Source organism: Algoriphagus faecimaris (genome assembly GCF_900101705.1).
GTDB classification, from domain to species: domain Bacteria; phylum Bacteroidota; class Bacteroidia; order Cytophagales; family Cyclobacteriaceae; genus Algoriphagus; species Algoriphagus faecimaris.
The window spans coordinates 1-16,566 of sequence record NZ_FNAC01000059.1; the positions used below are offsets into that span (position 1 = coordinate 1).

Sequence of the window (16,566 nt, forward strand, 5' to 3'; positions counted from 1 at the left end):
TACAGTTTCGGTCTTGCCATCAGCTGTTTGTACTCTGGGAACCCGTGCATGAAGGAAACATTTATGTTGGAAAAAATTGAGATGCTGCCAGGTCCTTTCGACCGTATCATGGGTCTTCCCGTTCGGGAATTTAAAACCCTTCTCGAAGTCAAGATATATATCGATCTGGCCGTGGTGCCCAGCCTCAGGCTTTGTCATTATTATCTCCTTTACATGCCATGGCTTCTCTAGACCTAGGGCCATCTCAAAAATCTGATTGCTGTTCATGAAACTAAAATAGATACTTTCCCTAAATCAGTTTCCAGTTACCCACTATAAATCATCTAGAGCCCTTTTCTTTTAATCCTGCTCGAAGCTGTAATACCTGGGAAATAATTAGAAACACCATCGCAATTGCAGTAAAATTAGGAACCTTATTCCTACCCTCCATCCAAAAACCACTATACCACAAAGAAAGGCTGCCTATTACCAAAGCAATACTAATCATAGCTACATGAAATCTAAATCTTCGCTGACTCATCGGCTAAAAACATTTTCGACAATTAAAACAATTTATCAAACTAACTTTTAAAAACCAAACCCCTCGAAGATTTCTCCTCGAGAGGCTAAGATTTTTCACTCTTCAGAGTAGCTTGATTATCGCCTTCGACTACGCTACCAATAACGGATTGATTTTAAAGATCGAAAATCGAGTCAGTCCGAGCGGAGTCGAGGACCTTTCGACTCCGCTCAAGGTGACAATGATCCTACCCAAAGGCGAATGATCAGTCACGTCCTTTTATATGTTCGAAGAATATTGGAAACTCAGGCTGACAAGCTGAATACTGCAAACTGAGACTGTCTACTATTTAAGATTCTTATATCGAATCCGCTTAGGCGTCACATCACCCAGCCTTTTCTTCTTATTCTCTTCATAGTCCGAGAAATTACCCTCAAACCAATACACTTGAGAATCCCCCTCAAATGCCAAAATATGGGTACAAATCCTATCCAAAAACCATCGGTCGTGGGAAATAATCACCGCACAGCCACCGAAGTTTTCCAAGGCTTCTTCCAAAGCCCGAAGCGTATTCACATCCAAATCGTTGGTTGGCTCATCGAGGAGAAGCAAGTTTCCTCCTTCTTTTAGGGTAATAGCCAAATGAACCCGGTTACGCTCCCCACCAGACAGCACGCCGACTTTTTTCTCCTGATCTGATCCCGCAAAGTTGAACTTTGACACGTAGGCTCGAGAATTAACTTCTTTATTTCCCAATTTCATCAGTTCATTCCCTTCAGAAATCAACTGGTAGACGGTCTTATTTGGGTCTAGCGAATCGTGCTCCTGATCCACATAGGCCAGTTTGACGGTTTCTCCTACTTCAAAATTCCCAGAATCAGGCTTTTCCTGTCCGGTGATCAATTTGAACAGCGTAGATTTTCCCGCACCATTTGGCCCGATGATCCCTACAATACCACCTTGAGGCAGCGAAAAGCTCAAATCTTCAAAAAGCAATTTATCGCCAAAAGCCTTGGACACATGATTTGCCTCGATGACTTTAGCTCCTAATCTTGGTCCCGGTGGAATGAAAAGTTCCAGCTTAGCTTCTCTCTCTTTTGCTTCCTCTCCGACCAATTTGTCATAGGCATTGAGACGGGCTTTTCCTTTAGACTGACGGGCTTTAGGAGACATACGAATCCACTCGAGTTCCCGCTCCAACGTTTTTTGACGCTTGGATTCGGTTTTCTCCTCTTGCTTGAGACGCTGTTGCTTTTGGTCTAGCCAAGAGGAATAGTTGCCTTTCCATGGAATACCCTCACCCCTATCGAGCTCAAGAATCCATCCAGCCACATTATCCAAGAAGTAGCGGTCGTGGGTCACGGCGATGACTGTCCCTTTATAATTTTTCAAATGCTGCTCCAGCCAATGTACCGATTCAGCATCCAGGTGGTTGGTCGGCTCATCCAGCAAAAGCACATCCGGCTCCTGAAGAAGCAAACGACAAAGGGCCACCCTACGCTTTTCCCCTCCTGAAAGATTAGCCACATTGGCATCAGCAGGGGGAAGTCTCAGGGCATCCATGGCTTTGTCCAGCATGACATCAAGCTCCCAAGCGTTGGCAGCATCTAGCTTTTCCTGCACTTCTCCCTGTCGCTCGATGAGCTTATTCATTGCATCAGGGTCCTCCATTAGGGCAGGATCCATAAATTTCTCGTTGATCTCTTCGAATTCCTTTAGCAGGTTGACCGTATCTGCAACTGCTTCTTCGACTACTTCTTTTACGGTTTTATCGGGGTCTAGCTTGGGTTCCTGCTCGAGCATACCGACGGTGTAGCCAGGAGAGAAGACTACTTCTCCTTGATACTCCTTGTCCACGCCTGCGATAATCCGAAGTAGAGAGGATTTACCGGAACCGTTGAGTCCAAGAACCCCGATTTTAGCTCCGTAGAAAAATGAGAGGTAGATATCTTTCAGTACTTTTTTCTGTGGTGGGTAGATCTTGGAGACCCCCGCCATGGAAAAGATGATTTTTTCTGCACTCATGAGTTGAATTTTTCTTGAAAATTTGCGTTAAACAGCAAAGATGCAAAAAAAGCCCTTTCTTAGGATAAGTGCTTTTGAATTAATTAATTTGCGGAAAATAGAAAACGACCACCTAACCTACTGTAGCGCAATGGAGCATCCATACGGATACATAAAAGACAAGAAAGTATATTTAAAGGGATTTCTGGGAAATGCGGACAGGGAGATTGGAGAAGTAAAAGAGGATGAAGCCTCTACGATCGCATATTTTGAGGGTCGTTTTGAGCAGATCAAAGAGAAAGTAGAAAAGCTAAAGACTGATATTCAAGAGAACCAAAACAAGGGCTCTTTTCTAATGAAGCTGATCCACCTCAGAGATTCACTCTACCAGTCGGATGCTCTAGGGGATTTTATTCCTTTGATCGAGGAATTGAATCAGCAGGAGGAATACCTCAATGAAATCATCCAGGCCAATCGCAGCAAAAACTTAGAGGTCAAGCAGGCCTTGATTCAGGAAGCCGCTTCCATGCGGGATGATACGGACTGGAAAGCCACCACAGAATTTTATAAGGATCTAAAAATGCGCTGGATCAAAACCGGCCCGGTGGATAAAGAAATCGAAGAAGAAATCGAGCAGGAGTTTAATGATCATGTGCAGCATTTCTTCGAAAACAGACGGCATTTCTTTGAAGGATTGGCCCTACAGGCTGAAGAAAACATTAAGGTCTATGAGTCACTCGTAGAGCAAGCCAGGGAGGCACATGACTTACCAGATGCCAAAATGGCTTTTGAAATCAGTAAAAAAATTCAAAAAGAATGGAAATCAGCTGGTAAAGTCCCTGCTGAAAAACGGCAACCACTTTGGGATGAATTTTCTAAATTGAATAATCGAATATTCTCCCGATACCGAAGAGCCCTGAACCCAGGGCCTCAAATGCACCCACGTGAGGTGATGAAAAAAGTCGAAACCCTCACCGAGGAGATTAAAAAACTAGCTGGACAGCCTTCGTCTTACGAACTTATCGGTCGGGCAAAGGAGATACAGCAAGAGTGGCGGAAACTTCCTCCTCGAAAACCCAAGGATGCCAATTTGTTGGCACGATCTTTCCAGTTCTTCTCTGATATCGTATTTGAAAAAGCATTCTTAGAAAAACTGGTGCACGGCAAATACCCGGACTTTGACGAAAAGCCTCAGACAGAACAAAATCAAATCAAAATAGCTTTACTGAAAGATCTTCTTCATAGAGATCAATCCGAATACGATACCGCGCAAAACAATTCGGATAATTTCCAAGTAAGAAGTAGTGATTTCGAAATTATGATGAAGAAAAAGCTATCAGGACTGAAGCGGAAAGTTGACGTAAAAAATTACATTTTAAAGCAACTTTCTTTTAAATAATCAGTACACCATTACATATCGAAAAAAAAAGATATTTTTGCAACCTTAAAAATCCGGAACAACTTAAAATAAACACTATGTACTGGACACTAGAACTAGCTTCCTATTTAGAGGATGCTCCCTGGCCAGCCACCAAGGATGAGCTGATTGACTATGGCATCCGATCTGGCGCACCGCTAGAAGTGGTAGAAAATCTCCAAGAACTGGAAGATGATGGAGAACCTTATGAGACCATCGAGGAGATTTGGCCGGATTATCCGACCAAAGATGACTTCTTTTTCAACGAAGACGAATATTGATACCAAAGCCCTGGATATTTCTGGGGCTTTTTTGTTTTTCGGAGTGATTTAAATTTTATATCCCAAGGACCTGCCTGAGTCGGGCATACCCCGTTTTGCTGACAGGTAACTTTTCCTTGTTGATCAAAAAAACCAGATACGATTCCTTTTCATAGGGCTCTATCCGAGTGATCGAGTTGACATTAAGCATGTAGGATCGGTGAATTCTCGCAAATCGATCCGGCGAAAGCGCCTCCTCCAGTGACTTCATGGTCATTTTTTTGAGAAATCTCCCCTGTGCTGTATGAATGGCGATATAATCATCTGCTGCTTCAAAATACAACACATCTGCAACGGCAATAATTTTGATTTCATTTTTGACCCGGACGACCAATCGATTGCTTTTCTCTGCCAATTCCTGAATACCCTGCGCATGACTACTATGACCTTGACTAGCCAGAAATTTTTGTATGGCCTGACCAAATCGATCCTGAGAAAAGGGTTTTAATAAATAATCAATCGCCTTGGCATCAAAAGCCTTGAGAGCATACTGATCATATGCCGTGGTGAAAATCACAGCAGGTGCCTCATCTAACAGTTCGAGCATCTCAAATCCCGTAATTTTTGGCATCTGTACATCCAAAAAAATCAGATCCGGCTGATGTTTCTGTATAGCCTTTAATCCTTGAAACCCGTCAGAACACTCGTCTACTAGCTCAAACTGATCAAAATCAGCCAGAAATTCTCTGACTATACCAGCAGCAAGGGGTTCATCATCTATGATTATAGTGCGGATCATTTCATTTGGGGAATTTTCAATTCTACAATAAAGATGGTGTCTAGTGCTTTCTTATTCAGTAAATCATTTCTTCCGAAAAGCAAATAGAGCCTTCTTTCTACGGAAGAAAGGCCAAACCCGAGTCCTCCTTGACTTACTGTTTCGGGATCATAGGGGTTTTCAATACTCAAAACCAGGTAATTTTGGTTTTTCCATGCCTTTAAAATCACTGTGACCTCTCCCGTGACGCCGTACAATCCGTGTTTGATGGCATTTTCCAAAAGCGGCTGAATCAAAAGCTGTGGGAGAGAAAAACCGGGAACTTCCGGCTCCACTTTAAAGTCTATCCTTAAGCGGTGACCAAAGCGAACCTTCTCTATTTCCAGATACATGTTCAAATAATCTAACTCTTCCCTCAAACTTATCCAGGTTAGATGATCTTTTCGGATAGTACCACGGAGAAAATCAGAAAGTAGTAAAACCATTTCTCTGGCCTTTTGAGGGGATGAAACCACCAATGCATTGATGGAATTTAAGCTATTGAATAGAAAATGAGGCTGAAGTTGTTGCCTCAATTGGGTCAGTTCGGCTTCTTTTGACAGCTCCATGATATGTAGCTCCCTCCTCTGAGTAGCCTGTTGCTGCTCCAGTTTGGATACGACAATAGCGAGAAGGGTGATCATCACCTCGGCAAGAGCCATTATTGCCCATCGGAGGTAAAGGTGGGATTTAAGAAAAAGGGCAAGCTCCTCATCTGAATCAAAAATCAACTCTAAAGAAAAGCGATGAATCAACACACCAATAAGACTAAGGACCAAGGGCAAGATTAAAAGGAGCCAGGTATTGATCCCCTTAGGAATGTAGAAACTGAAAATCCTATCTAAAACAAAGACTCCCATCAGAAAGACTCCGGAAAAAATACTGGCATCTACCAAGGCGACTATCCAGCCCAATCCATAATATCGAAGCAGGATCACTGTAGCAAGGAGCCAGATCAAACCGGCTCCTTGAATGACCCAATACGCTTTGGAAGGAGATGAAAATGCTTTGGAAAACAACGTTGTGAATTTTAGAAGAAAAGGTCGTTAAAATGATTTGATTTCCAAACCTCCAAATAAAATGGTTCCTCTCAAAACCAAGACTTTGTCTGTGTCTACCTCCGACTGTCGATAGTAGCGCTTATCCTCTACTCCTGCAGCGATATTAGTCACTTCGGTACGTACATCCCAATGAGGTGGAACGATCAACTTCATGCCTCCAAAAATCACATCTACCTGCATGGTGACTACCCCACTGAGATCTGCTTGAGAAAGATCCAAATCAATCCCCCCAAAAGCTGCTGTCAGTTTTCCTCCTTGAAAGTTTTTTGAAAGAATTCTTTTATTCACTCCGCTGAAGATCGCATCAATATTCGCACTATCAGAGTACGATATTCCCGAGGACCCGCCGATACCTGAGCTGGAACCGCTTTGATTCTTAGGCTCCTCCTCCGAAGCGCCTAGCTCATCCTCCTCTGAGGAAGAGGAAAAAGCGGAGGAAGTGCTTTTAAAGGATTTTTGATGCATTTTTTGAATCACATCATCCATCACCTTTTTCTCTTTTTGTTTTTGGGTGATGAGATAGATTCCCAAAAGAATCAAGGCTAACGGAAAGATGTATTGCTGTATGCCTAGGTAAAAACCGAATTCCCGCTCAGCTAAGAAATAAAGTCCAAATCCTAACATGATCGCCCCAAAGAAAGAGCGGAATTGATGCTTGATCAAAACCACTGCTCCAATTGCCACTAAAATCATGGGCCATGAAAGCAGCCATCCTGGGAAAAATATTCCCAGCTTTTTTAGCAAGAGGAGTAATCCGATACCAAGAATGATAAATCCAAAGACGATCCCGCCGTCATTACTGGATTTTGGGTTAGTGTATTGTGCCATTTGTAGATTGAGTTAAATGATGCTCAAATGTACCCCATGGTGGTCTTAGAGCATAGCGGCACTAGATCAGAAGGAAAAAAAGTCGGTGAACTACCCTAAAAAGTCGGTAAAGCTGCAGTTAAATTACTATGCTTTTTTCTGGCTTAATAAAAATTCTGCGTAAGCCATATCTTCTGGTGTAGTCAGTTTAAGGTTCTCGGCATTTCCCGGAATCAGGCTAACTTGCCAGCCTTGATGCTCGTAGACGGTCGCATCATCGGTAAATTGAGGCAACTCCGTGACTTCAAAAGCTTGGCGAATTTTAGAAAGTTGAAAAGTTTGTGGAGTCTGCACCAATCTGAAATATTGTCGCTCCTGATAGGTTGATTTACCATCATCACTCAATTTTCTGATGGAGTCTTTCAGAGATATCACAGCTATCGCACTCCCCGTCCTTTGAGCTACATCAAAACTTTCCTCAATAACTTCCTCCCGTACAAAAGGCCGAACACCATCGTGAATCGCAACCAAACCCTCATGAAATGGAATGGCTTTGATGCCATTTTTAACTGATTGGAATCGAGAATTACCTCCCCCAACACAGTGATGGGGGATAGTGAATTGATGATCCAAGACGAGCTTATCCCACAGCGCAAAATCGGAGGCAGGCAAAACCAAAATAAGATGTATATCCGGATCCACTTTGAAAAATACCTCTAAGGTATGCATCAAAACAGGCTTGCCTCCGATGGGCAAGTACTGCTTTGCGATAGGACCTCCCATACGGGTTCCTTTTCCTCCTGCGACCAATACCGCTGCTTTTTCCATTTGGCTTACTATTTCTCGCAAATTAAGATTTTGAAACTTTTGTCCCCATTATCCCAAAGTCACTAAAAAATGAATTCATAAAAAAAGCTCCATTTCGGGAGCTTTTCAATTTGTTATAAAATCAACATCGCGTCTCCATAGGAGAAGAAGCGGTATTTTTCCTTAATAGCTTCCTTGTATGCTTTCATCACCAAATCATACCCTCCAAATGCCGAAGCGGTCATTAGAAGTGTAGACTCAGGGAGGTGAAAATTTGTAATCAATGCATTTGCAATCTTAAACTCATAAGGAGGAATAATAAACTTATCTGTCCATCCACTAGATGCTTTCAGGTGATTGCTTGCTGTCACCGAAGATTCTACTGTCTTCAATACAGTAGTGCCTACAGCCACCACACGTTTCTTATGATCCAAAGCTTCGTTTACCAACTTTACAGTGCCATCAGGAATATCATAATTCTCAGAATCCATCTTATGCTTGGTCAGGTCTTCTACATCTACTTGTCTGAAGGTACCCAAACCCACATGCAGCGTAATCGGTGTGACCTCCACTCCCTGCAATTCCAAGCGCTTAAGCAAGTGAGGAGTAAAGTGCAAACCTGCTGTCGGAGCGGCCACAGCCCCTACATTTTTAGCAAATACAGTTTGGTATCTATCTCGATCTTCAGGCTCGATTTTACGCTCAATGATATCTTTCAAAAGTGGAGTTTCTCCCAACGTATCGATGGTCTTGTGAAACTCCTCCTCGGTACCATCAAACAAAAATCTGATCGTTCTCCCTCTTGAGGTTGTATTGTCGATGACCTCAGCGACCAAGTCAGAATCTCCAAAGTAAAGCTTGTTACCAACACGGATTTTTCGAGCCGGATCTACGAGCACATCCCAAAGTCTCAATTCAGGATTTAATTCTCTCAGCAAAAAAACTTCGATTTCAGCCCCAGTTTTTTCTTTATTGCCATAAAGTCTAGCAGGAAACACCTTGGTATCATTGGTGACGAAAACATCCCCTTCTCCAAAATATTCAATAATATCTTTGAAAGTTTTGTGCTCAATTTCCCCCGTTTTGCGGTGAACCACCATCAATCTCGACTCGTCTCGATTGTCTGTTGGATAAAGGGCAATTAACTTCTTAGGAACGTCAAATTTGAAATCAGATAATTTCATATATAAGCTTTAGATATCTACGCTTGATTAATTTCTTTAGAATAACTCTAAAAAATGCAAAGATAATAACAAAAATCTCCAATTTCACCTAACTTGACAAATTGTTTTAACCAACTATTAAAAGCATGCTCTTTTTCCGATTGACATGGGAAAGTTTTCTCTTCGCATTTAGCGCCTTAAAGTCCAACCTGACAAGGACAATATTATCGCTTCTCGGCGTGACAGTGGGTATTTTCGCAATTATAGCTGTATTTACGCTAGTCGATTCCCTGGAGAATAATATTAAATCTTCCTTCTCCTTCCTGGGAACTAATGTCATCCGAGTGGACCGTTTCCCTTTTGATTCCCCTCCCCAAAACTTTCCTTGGTGGAAATATTTCAGAAGACCGGCTGCGACTGTTTCTGAATACCGATTTCTTCAAGAAAATATTCAAAATGCCGAAGGAATCACTATCTCAGCTTCGGCGACGACTACCCTTCAGGCAGGCAGCAATGCCTATCAAGGCACCCAACTGACAGGAGTGGCCTATACTTACCAAGACGTATACGAAGTAGCGCTTGAGGAAGGCCGTTATTTTACAGAGGTAGAGGTCAACGCATCCAGAAATCTTGCCATCATCGGAAAAAAAATCGCCAATACACTTTACCCAAATCAACCCATCATCGGGAAAGAAATCAAAATGAGAGGGCTGAAGTTTATTGTCGTCGGTGTATTTGAAGAAGAAGGAGAAGGGCTTTTTGATTTACCGTCTAAAGATGAGGCCTGTCTGATTCCCTATGGAGCATTTAATAAGATGTTTTATACCGGGAGAAATGGTATAGAGCCGACTATTGCAGCCAAAGGCAATGAAAATGACATCGGCTTAGTTGCTTTAGAAAACGAAATGATCGGTCTTTTGCGAGCCAAAAGGGGCCTAAAACCCACTCAAGAAGACAATTTCTCTCTCAACAAAACCGAGTTTATCCAAAATACCATAGGATCTATCTTTGATGTGATTTCCTCCGCAGGCTGGGTGATTGGAGGATTTTCCATTCTCGTGGGCGGTTTTGGTATCGCCAATATCATGTTTGTTTCTGTAAGAGAGCGAACCAATATCATTGGCATTCAAAAATCCCTGGGAGCCAAAAATTACTTTATCCTTTTCCAGTTTCTATTTGAGGCAGTCTGCCTGAGTCTCATCGGAGGGGGAACGGGGATCATCCTCGTTTATTTCCTCAGCTTTATCCAATTGGGCACCTTAGAGCTTGTTCTCTCCGTTCAGAATATTATTCTAGGCCTAGGAGTATCTTCTATTATCGGGGTAGTTTCGGGTATAGTACCTGCTACACTCGCAGCACGGATGGACCCAGTTGAAGCGATCAGGTCTACTTAAAAGATTCCTTTTCAACAAAAAAGGGAGGCTTGAGCCTCACTTTTTTGTTTCTAATTATTCTTCAACCTTACCCTCCGGTTCTACAGGCAGCAAACCTGAGGCAGATTTGATTTTTTTCTCTAGCTCTTCCATCAGTTCCGGATTATCCAGGAGAAGGTTCTTCACCGCATCCCGGCCCTGTCCTAGTTTTTCTCCATTGTAAGAGAACCATGAACCCGCTTTTTTGATGATTTCAAACTCCACTCCCAGATCAATGATTTCCCCGACTTTGGAGATACCCTGTCCATACATGATATCAAACTCTACTACTTTAAATGGAGGTGCGACTTTATTCTTTACCACTTTCACACGAGTACGGTTACCGAGGATATTATCTGCACTTTCTTTGATTTGACCGATTCTACGAATATCCAAACGAACGGAAGCATAGAATTTCAATGCATTACCGCCGGTGGTGGTCTCAGGATTACCAAACATCACTCCGATTTTTTCACGAAGCTGATTAATGAATATGCAAGAGCAACCCGTTTTATTAATGGCCCCGGTGAGCTTTCGTAAAGCCTGAGACATCAATCGAGCTTGAAGTCCCATTTTACTATCTCCCATTTCGCCTTCGAGTTCACCCTTGGGCACCAATGCCGCCACGGAATCAATCACTATAATGTCGATAGCCCCCGATCGGATCAAATGCTCTGCGATTTCAAGTGCTTGCTCTCCATTGTCCGGCTGAGAGATCAGGAGGTTTTCGATGTCAATCCCCAGTTTCTCTGCATAACTCTTGTCAAAGGCATGCTCGGCATCAATGAAGGCAGCCAAGCCTCCGGCCTTTTGTGCCTCCGCGATACAGTGCATGGTCAAAGTGGTCTTACCGGATGATTCGGGGCCATAGATCTCGATCACTCGACCTCGTGGTATCCCCCCTACTCCCAAAGCCATATCCAAGCCCAAAGAACCTGTGGAAATCGCCGGAACATCTTGGACCTTATTATCACTCAACTTCATAACCGTCCCTTTGCCGTAAGTTTTTTCCAGCTTATCGATGGTCAATTGGAGTGCTTTTAATTTTTCTGCGTTATTACTCATGTGTTTAGAATTTTAAAAGAATGAAAACAATGAATTTACAAATCGGGATTTCTTTTACCAAAATAGTCCCACTTTTGGATTCGGGTACCAAATTCGTACTTTTCGTCACTATTCGGCACGTTTTTTCGTAATACCTATAAAAATAACTTCTTTTTGTCAGGTATTGTCAAAAAAAATCATGATTCAACTCCGCTTCCTTCTCTTTCTGTTTCTTCTACCCGGAATAGCTCAGGCCCAAAAGACTCCTGAAATTCCATTCACCTTTGGGGAGGAACTGAATTTTGAGGTGAGCTACGGCTGGATCAACCTTGCTGATGCCAAAATGCAGATCAGCCATGCCCCACAGGTACATGATGAAAAGCCTCATTATAAAATCGACGTGTATGGCAAAACCAAAGGTGCAGCAGCCCTATTTGGTAAGGTCAATGACAATTGGGGAACGCACTGGAACGCAGAAAGCCGACTTCCCAAATTGTCCTACCGTCACATCGAAGAGGGAAGGTATAGAAAACATGAAAAGGTATTTTTTGATCAAGAAAATCGAAAGGCTGAAATGCAGCTTTTTGACCGAGAAAACAGAGAATTGAAAGAGGTCAAGGAGTTTGACCTGCCAGGTCAGGTTCAAGATTTGGTAAGCGGCTTTTATTACCTTCGGACCTTAGACCTGCGCACGCTAAAGGCAGGAGATTATGTGACCATTAAGGGTTTCTTTGATAAAGAAATATATAACATAAAGTTAATCTTCGAAGGTACCGAACGACTCAAAACCGAACTGGGGGAAAAAGACACCTTTATTTTCTCCCCTCAAATCCCGAAAAATAAACTCTTCCGCGGGGAGTTTCCTGTCAAAGTATGGGTCACACAGGATCAGAACAAAATACCGGTGAAAATCAAGGCCAATCTTTTCTTGGGATCCCTCAACTTGGACATCATTTCAGCCAAAGGATTGCGATATAATTAGGAAACATTGAGTTAACTTTTTGATAATATTTGATCTATTTTAAATCAGCATGTCTCCAAAAGTGCACGAGCCTTTGTGAGGTGCTATAAAATCATTGGTTTCTATCCTTAAATATTGCTTAATTTTGATCAGCAAATAAGAACAATCCAAATGGGCGAAAAGCAGAAAATCAAAGTTCTGGTAGTCGATGACGAACCGGATATCGTTGAAATTCTAAAATACAACCTGCAAAAAGAGGGATACGAAGTAGCCACTGCAGAAGATGGAATCAAGGGTGTCAAAACCGCTTCTAAATTTTTACCGGATGTGATACTTTTGGATATCATGATGCCGCATCAGGATGGAGTTGAAACTTGCCTTCAGCTACGGCAGATTCCTGAGTTGAAAAACACCTTCATTATTTTTCTCACCGCAAGGATGGAGGAATACTCTGAGGTAGCTGCATTTGATGTGGGTGCGGATGATTACATCACCAAGCCGATCAAGCCTCGCGCCTTGATGAGTCGAATCGCAGCGCTTTTCCGCAGAGAGTCCAAAAAAGAACAAGAGCAAGCTCAAATCAAAATCAGAGACTTGGTCATCGATCGGGGCAGTTATACCATCGAGCAATCCGGAAAAACGATCACGCTGCCCAAGAAGGAGTTTGAATTGTTGTATTTCCTTGCCAAAAACCCTAATATGGTATTCAGTAGAGATGAGTTGCTGCAGAATATCTGGGGATCGGACGTGTTTGTATTAGCACGCACGGTCGATGTCCACATTCGGAAAGTCCGCGAAAAAATCGGAGATGACTACATCACTACTGTCAAAGGTGTAGGCTATAAATTCGATTTGGGTTCTTAAAACATGCTCGCTACTTCCCGTGGGATTTCTTTGATTTTGGCCATGGCCATATCGGCTTTGGTGGCTGCATTTTTATCCCTGATGGATGATGCTACTACGTTGTTGATTTTAGTTGCAGCTGGTTTGGCATTTTCAGCTGCTTACTTATTGATCAATATTACGCTGGAGTTTTTGGTCTTTCGGGAGATTGGGAATATTTATTCCATGCTGGAAAAAATCCAGAAAAAAGACCTCTCTGAGATTCCCATTAAATCTTCCAAATCCTCCATTTCCCCACTTCGAAAGATCAATTCCGTCATAAATTCCTACGCGCTGGCTAGGCAAAAAGAAATCGATGCCCTGCAAAAAAATGCAGAATTCAGAAGAGAATTTATCGCCGACATTTCTCACGAGTTAAAAACCCCGATATTTGCGACCCAAGGCTATATTCACACGCTTTTGGATGGGGCCATGGATGACAAACAAGTCCGGATGAAATTCCTCAAGCGGGCAGCCAAAAGTCTGGATTCTCTGGATAATCTGGTCCAAGATCTTTTGACGCTTAATCAAATGGAAAGCGGCGTCATCAAATTTGTCTTTACGGACTTTGACCTCAAGGATGTCATAGAGGAAGTGATCGAGGAGCTGGAGCACAAGGCCAGTAAGCGGAAGGTGCACATCGACTTCAAATACGATCCTGAAAGAAGCTACCTGACCCATGCTGATAGACAAAAAATCTATCGGGTCTGCCAAAATCTGATTTTTAATGCCGTCAAATACAATCACGACGAGGGACAGGTAAAAGTTACATTAAAGGCAAGTAAGAGCAATATTCAGGTTGATATCAAAGACGATGGTCAGGGAATCCCTCCTGAGGATCTAAAGCGGATTTTTGAGCGCTTCTACCGAGTGGAGAAGAGCCGGAATAAAAAAGAAGGCGGAACCGGATTGGGATTAGCGATTGTAAAGCATATTCTGGAAGGACACAAAAGCAAGATTTCTGTGAGTTCTACAGTCGGAAAAGGATCTATTTTTAGTTTCTCGCTGCCTTTGGTAAAACCAGTGGTCTTAGAAAGCAAAGAAGTAGTTCAAAAATCCTAACGTCTTTTGATAAGTCTTACAGTATCTGAAAGAGGCGAATATTCAGGGAATGCCGATCCATCTACAATTAGTTTCAATGCTTCATTTTGAGGAATAGTACTTCCAGTTGAAGTTACATAAATAGGCTGTGCCATAAACCAAGTTCGATTATTTGCATCCTTGTCATGGATTGCACCTTTAACTCCATGATCAAAGCCATTTTTTAAAAGGTTCTTGGCAATTGTATTTCTTAAGTCATCGAAATTTTCATTTAGGATTGGGGAACCAACTTGATCCAATATTTTAAAATCCCTATCCATGACTAATGTATGTTCAGTTGGGTCTACTGAAATCTCGTTAGACTTATTTATTATTTGTCCCTCATCGATAATCAAACTTGCAGAAGACCCTACTGATTTATTCCAAATTTGCCGAAATGAATCGTTTGTCTTTGGTGAGTAAAAAACAAAGCCTATGAGGCTACTATCAACAGCATTGATAAAATGCTCCCAAACGGTTAATTCAAATTCTATTCTAGCATTATCTGGATTCAAGAAGCGGACTACAACCATTTCTTTAGAATATTCCCTTTTTACTTTATCTAACTGATTTTTATAAACTAATGAGTTTAGGGCTGGATCAAATTCATTTCCTATAATGGAAACTTGAGCATGAATCTTTTCCAAAGTCAACACTAATATCAAACAAGAAAGTATTATGTTTTTCAACTTATGGTAATTTAAAAATCAACAATTCAGGATTGGCTGAACCTGTAGAAGCATACAGATAGTTTTCTTCAGGATCTACCGCAATAGCTTTTACTTCTTGCCCTAAATTCAAAACAGCAATAGGATTACCCTTCCAATCCAATTGATACACTTTGTCGGTTAGCAAGCCTTCTCGGCGCACTCTACCATCTGGGTATCTTAGTTTTGCGCCGGAGTGCAGGAAGAAAATGGATTTATTTCCTCCTGCTGTCGAAAAGAAATGGAGTTCATCTTCCAGAGAACCAGTGGAAGCACGGGTTCCATCAGAACGTTCTTCTACTCTTGAATTTACTTCTCCCCAATTCCATTTCTTAATCTCCAACTGATCATTTTCTTCAGAGATTATACCAAACTCTGGATAAGACCTCATGCCATAAGCAATTCGGAACTCCGTTGGGTGAGCTAGAAAGTAGGCCTGGTGGGCCAAAGCCTGAGATTCTCCACCTGGATATTCCTCATAAGTATCAAATGTAGACTCTGAAATATCATAAGAAGCAAAACGCTTCAAATAACTTGATCCAAAAACCGATCCGTTTGCCATTACCCTATGTCCCATGAGCCTGTCATCCCCTGTTTCAAACCGAAACGATTCAATGGGGAGCACATTTTCTTCAAACAGTTCTTCAACTTTATAGACGTAATTAAAGTAGCCATCACCTATAATCAGGTGATTGTTTTCATGGTCCAGAAGGAAATATCCCCCATCGGACAACAGCTCATTTGGCCCTTCCCCCCTTTTTCCAAATTTCTTTACCCTACCTGATTTCAGGTCAATCAATTTGAAAGTATAATCGGAATCCAATAATTCATTAACTACAATTACACTATCTATATAACCTAGAATAAACATATTGGAGAAAAAGGGATTTTCTTCAGCTTTTTCGAAAGAAATTTTTTCTAAGTTTATTTCATTTGCAGAATCAAAATATTCCTCAAAGGAATTACCCATTTTTTTCCCCGAACAAGATGATAAAACCAAAAAAAATAAAACCGCCAACTGTATACAATTAGCAGTTTTAAAATAAGATTCCAATTTCAGAAAGATCACCCTCCGACACATAAATAAGCTACTCCGTAATATTCTCTGTAGGTTGGAAAAATCTGTGTGTAACAAAGAGGTGGAACAGGTTCAGCATAAATATCACAACATACAGGGTTATCTTGATTAGATTCTGCCATGAGTTCACTACCAATTGACTTGGATTGATTTATTGCAGAAATCATAGAACCACCAAACATGAGCGAAAACACTAAACCTAAATGGTAAAATTTTAACTTAAACATTTTGTAAATAATTAAAAATTACTGTCATCCGAGTAAAATTACCAATGTAAGTTAGCTTTCTTGGAATAGTACAAAACTGAAAAAGCGGAACCACCGATTAGGTTAATTCCGCTTTAAATGGGATGTTGCGGTTACCACACTACAACCAACCCAGTGCAACATACAAAACTATCAGGTCATCCGATCATCAGTCAGTTACTTTCTTTTATTCCCCGGGAGATCGTTGACCAAGCAACGAACACTTTTCAGTCAGATCGGTATTATAAGACCATGGATACCTGGAAGCAGCTGGTGTTTATGCTCTATGGGGTGGTGTCCAAAGTCCATTCGCTCAACAGCT

General features: G+C 41.8%; 17 protein-coding genes. 7 read left to right on the forward strand and 10 right to left on the reverse strand.

Annotated elements, in window-relative coordinates:
* Positions 1–267: transposase family protein (locus BLQ57_RS19380; protein WP_175444683.1), on the reverse strand; the 267-nt coding region annotated here is incomplete at its 3' end.
* A gap of 577 nt (positions 268–844) precedes the next feature.
* On the reverse strand, positions 845–2,524 hold the full coding sequence (gene ettA, locus BLQ57_RS19390) for an energy-dependent translational throttle protein EttA (protein ID WP_087941272.1): 1,680 nt from the start codon (positions 2,522–2,524) through the stop codon (positions 845–847).
* Positions 2,525–2,654: 130 nt separating this feature from the next.
* On the opposite strand from ettA, the gene BLQ57_RS19395 reads away from it, so the two are divergent.
* Together BLQ57_RS19395 and BLQ57_RS19400 are read left to right on the forward strand one after the other, a co-directional pair.
* A complete protein-coding gene (locus tag BLQ57_RS19395; protein WP_087941274.1) occupies positions 2,655–3,902 on the forward strand; it encodes a DUF349 domain-containing protein in 1,248 nt (415 codons plus the stop codon).
* A gap of 77 nt (positions 3,903–3,979) precedes the next feature.
* Positions 3,980–4,201, forward strand: coding sequence for a DUF2795 domain-containing protein (locus tag BLQ57_RS19400; RefSeq protein ID WP_008202749.1), 222 nt, complete (start codon positions 3,980–3,982; stop codon positions 4,199–4,201).
* 55 nt (positions 4,202–4,256) lie between these two features.
* Here BLQ57_RS19400 and BLQ57_RS19405 read toward each other — a convergent pair whose 3' ends face one another.
* The 5 genes from BLQ57_RS19405 to queA form a co-directional block, all read right to left on the reverse strand.
* Entirely contained in the window at positions 4,257–4,979 is a 723-nt protein-coding gene (locus BLQ57_RS19405) for a LytR/AlgR family response regulator transcription factor (protein WP_087941271.1), read from the reverse strand.
* On the reverse strand, positions 4,976–6,016 hold the full coding sequence (locus tag BLQ57_RS19410) for a sensor histidine kinase (protein WP_087941270.1): 1,041 nt from the start codon (positions 6,014–6,016) through the stop codon (positions 4,976–4,978). Before BLQ57_RS19410 ends, BLQ57_RS19405 begins: the two co-directional genes overlap by 4 nt.
* A gap of 27 nt (positions 6,017–6,043) precedes the next feature.
* Complete coding sequence (locus tag BLQ57_RS19415) at positions 6,044–6,886, reverse strand: LiaF transmembrane domain-containing protein (protein WP_087941269.1); 843 nt, start codon at positions 6,884–6,886, stop codon at positions 6,044–6,046.
* A gap of 126 nt (positions 6,887–7,012) precedes the next feature.
* Positions 7,013–7,693, reverse strand: coding sequence for a 2-C-methyl-D-erythritol 4-phosphate cytidylyltransferase (locus tag BLQ57_RS19420; RefSeq protein ID WP_087941268.1), 681 nt, complete (start codon positions 7,691–7,693; stop codon positions 7,013–7,015).
* A gap of 113 nt (positions 7,694–7,806) precedes the next feature.
* Positions 7,807–8,856 carry a tRNA preQ1(34) S-adenosylmethionine ribosyltransferase-isomerase QueA gene (gene queA / locus BLQ57_RS19425; RefSeq protein WP_087941267.1) on the reverse strand — a complete coding sequence of 350 codons (1,050 nt, stop codon included), beginning with the start codon at positions 8,854–8,856 and terminating at the stop codon, positions 7,807–7,809.
* 125 nt (positions 8,857–8,981) lie between these two features.
* On the opposite strand from queA, the gene BLQ57_RS19430 reads away from it, so the two are divergent.
* Positions 8,982–10,229, forward strand: a complete 1,248-nt coding sequence (locus BLQ57_RS19430) for an ABC transporter permease (protein WP_087941266.1) — start codon at positions 8,982–8,984, stop codon at positions 10,227–10,229.
* Between the two features lie 54 nt (positions 10,230–10,283).
* On the opposite strand, the gene recA is transcribed toward BLQ57_RS19430, so the two are convergent.
* A complete protein-coding gene (gene recA, locus BLQ57_RS19435; RefSeq protein ID WP_087941265.1) occupies positions 10,284–11,312 on the reverse strand; it encodes a recombinase RecA in 1,029 nt (342 codons plus the stop codon).
* 178 nt (positions 11,313–11,490) lie between these two features.
* Here recA and BLQ57_RS19440 point away from each other — a divergent pair, with 178 nt between their 5' ends.
* From BLQ57_RS19440 to BLQ57_RS19450, 3 genes are all read left to right on the forward strand, one after another.
* On the forward strand, positions 11,491–12,273 hold the full coding sequence (locus tag BLQ57_RS19440; protein ID WP_087941264.1) for a DUF3108 domain-containing protein: 783 nt from the start codon (positions 11,491–11,493) through the stop codon (positions 12,271–12,273).
* A gap of 150 nt (positions 12,274–12,423) precedes the next feature.
* Complete coding sequence (locus BLQ57_RS19445; RefSeq protein ID WP_087941263.1) at positions 12,424–13,116, forward strand: response regulator transcription factor; 693 nt, start codon at positions 12,424–12,426, stop codon at positions 13,114–13,116.
* 3 nt (positions 13,117–13,119) lie between these two features.
* On the forward strand, positions 13,120–14,196 hold the full coding sequence (locus BLQ57_RS19450) for a sensor histidine kinase (RefSeq protein WP_087941262.1): 1,077 nt from the start codon (positions 13,120–13,122) through the stop codon (positions 14,194–14,196).
* On the opposite strand, the gene BLQ57_RS19455 is transcribed toward BLQ57_RS19450, so the two are convergent.
* Entirely contained in the window at positions 14,193–14,903 is a 711-nt protein-coding gene (locus tag BLQ57_RS19455; RefSeq protein WP_087941261.1) for a hypothetical protein, read from the reverse strand. The two genes, BLQ57_RS19450 and BLQ57_RS19455, sit on opposite strands and share 4 nt — an antisense overlap.
* A gap of 1 nt (position 14,904) precedes the next feature.
* A complete protein-coding gene (locus BLQ57_RS19460) occupies positions 14,905–15,891 on the reverse strand; it encodes a TolB-like 6-bladed beta-propeller domain-containing protein (RefSeq protein WP_139162824.1) in 987 nt (328 codons plus the stop codon).
* 488 nt (positions 15,892–16,379) lie between these two features.
* Between BLQ57_RS19460 and BLQ57_RS19465 the strand changes: the two genes are divergently transcribed.
* Positions 16,380–16,566: DUF4372 domain-containing protein (locus BLQ57_RS19465; protein WP_175444684.1), on the forward strand; the 187-nt coding region annotated here is incomplete at its 3' end.

Bases quoted from the DNA above. Each gene is read 5' to 3' on its own strand.
- BLQ57_RS19460 (WP_139162824.1), bottom strand. From the start codon at position 15,891: ATGGGTAATTCCTTTGAGGAATATTTTGATTCTGCAAATGAAATAAAC.
- BLQ57_RS19450 (WP_087941262.1), top strand. From the start codon at position 13,120: ATGCTCGCTACTTCCCGTGGGATTTCTTTGATTTTGGCCATGGCCATA.
- ettA (WP_087941272.1), bottom strand. From the start codon at position 2,524: ATGAGTGCAGAAAAAATCATCTTTTCCATGGCGGGGGTCTCCAAGATC.
- BLQ57_RS19395 (WP_087941274.1), top strand. From the start codon at position 2,655: ATGGAGCATCCATACGGATACATAAAAGACAAGAAAGTATATTTAAAG.
- recA (WP_087941265.1), bottom strand. From the start codon at position 11,312: ATGAGTAATAACGCAGAAAAATTAAAAGCACTCCAATTGACCATCGAT.
- BLQ57_RS19430 (WP_087941266.1), top strand. From the start codon at position 8,982: ATGCTCTTTTTCCGATTGACATGGGAAAGTTTTCTCTTCGCATTTAGC.
- BLQ57_RS19400 (WP_008202749.1), top strand. From the start codon at position 3,980: ATGTACTGGACACTAGAACTAGCTTCCTATTTAGAGGATGCTCCCTGG.
- BLQ57_RS19420 (WP_087941268.1), bottom strand. From the start codon at position 7,693: ATGGAAAAAGCAGCGGTATTGGTCGCAGGAGGAAAAGGAACCCGTATG.
- BLQ57_RS19415 (WP_087941269.1), bottom strand. From the start codon at position 6,886: ATGGCACAATACACTAACCCAAAATCCAGTAATGACGGCGGGATCGTC.
- queA (WP_087941267.1), bottom strand. From the start codon at position 8,856: ATGAAATTATCTGATTTCAAATTTGACGTTCCTAAGAAGTTAATTGCC.
- BLQ57_RS19405 (WP_087941271.1), bottom strand. From the start codon at position 4,979: ATGATCCGCACTATAATCATAGATGATGAACCCCTTGCTGCTGGTATA.
- BLQ57_RS19440 (WP_087941264.1), top strand. From the start codon at position 11,491: ATGATTCAACTCCGCTTCCTTCTCTTTCTGTTTCTTCTACCCGGAATA.
- BLQ57_RS19445 (WP_087941263.1), top strand. From the start codon at position 12,424: ATGGGCGAAAAGCAGAAAATCAAAGTTCTGGTAGTCGATGACGAACCG.